The organism is Streptococcus sp. HMSC072C09 (genome assembly GCF_001813105.1).
Classification (GTDB): domain Bacteria; phylum Bacillota; class Bacilli; order Lactobacillales; family Streptococcaceae; genus Streptococcus.
Window position 1 is genome coordinate 1 of record NZ_KV811497.1, and the last position, 665, is coordinate 665.

The 665-nt window shown below is 50.7% G+C and carries 7 tRNA genes; all 7 read right to left on the reverse strand.

Annotated elements, in window-relative coordinates:
• Nucleotide 1: 1 nt before the first annotated feature.
• Nucleotides 2-75 (reverse strand) — tRNA-Arg (locus HMPREF2893_RS04385).
• Between the two features lie 19 nt (nucleotides 76-94).
• Nucleotides 95-180: transfer RNA gene (locus HMPREF2893_RS04390), tRNA-Leu, on the reverse strand.
• Nucleotides 181-187: 7 nt separating this feature from the next.
• A tRNA-Gly gene (locus HMPREF2893_RS04395) sits at nucleotides 188-259 on the reverse strand.
• 23 nt (nucleotides 260-282) lie between these two features.
• Nucleotides 283-355, reverse strand: a tRNA-Thr gene (locus tag HMPREF2893_RS04400).
• Between the two features lie 17 nt (nucleotides 356-372).
• Nucleotides 373-454 (reverse strand) — tRNA-Leu (locus HMPREF2893_RS04405).
• 6 nt (nucleotides 455-460) lie between these two features.
• Nucleotides 461-533, reverse strand: a tRNA-Lys gene (locus HMPREF2893_RS04410).
• Nucleotides 534-557: 24 nt separating this feature from the next.
• Nucleotides 558-630: transfer RNA gene (locus tag HMPREF2893_RS04415), tRNA-Asp, on the reverse strand.
• Nucleotides 631-665: the final 35 nt, after the last annotated feature.

Here is a 665-nt window from a genome sequence, read left to right on the forward strand (position 1 = left end):
ATGCACCCTAGAGGAGTCGAACCTCTAACCGCCTGATTCGTAGTCAGGTACTCTATCCAGTTGAGCTAAGGGTGCTTCTTTCAACCTTTGTCTATGCCGAGGACCGGAATCGAACCGGTACGATCGTTACCAATCGCAGGATTTTAAGTCCTGTGCGTCTGCCAGTTCCGCCACCCCGGCCTCCTCAAGCGAACGACGGGATTCGAACCCGCGACCCCCACCTTGGCAAGGTGGTGTTCTACCACTGAACTACGTTCGCACTACTTTCTTTATATAAAAAAATGCCGGCTACATGACTTGAACACGCGACCCTCTGATTACAAATCAGATGCTCTACCAACTGAGCTAAGCCGGCTCATTATTATTCTCTTATGCGGGTTAAGGGACTTGAACCCCCACGCCGTAAAGCGCCAGATCCTAAATCTGGTGCGTCTGCCAATTCCGCCAAACCCGCAAAATATGACCCGTACTGGGCTCGAACCAGTGACCCATTGATTAAAAGTCAATTGCTCTACCAACTGAGCTAACGAGTCTTAAAATAATTTTCATTATTTTAACGGTCCCGACGGGAATCGAACCCGCGATCTTCGCCGTGACAGGGCGACGTGATAACCGCTACACTACGGGACCTATGGGAGTTAACGGGATCGAACCGCTGACCCTCT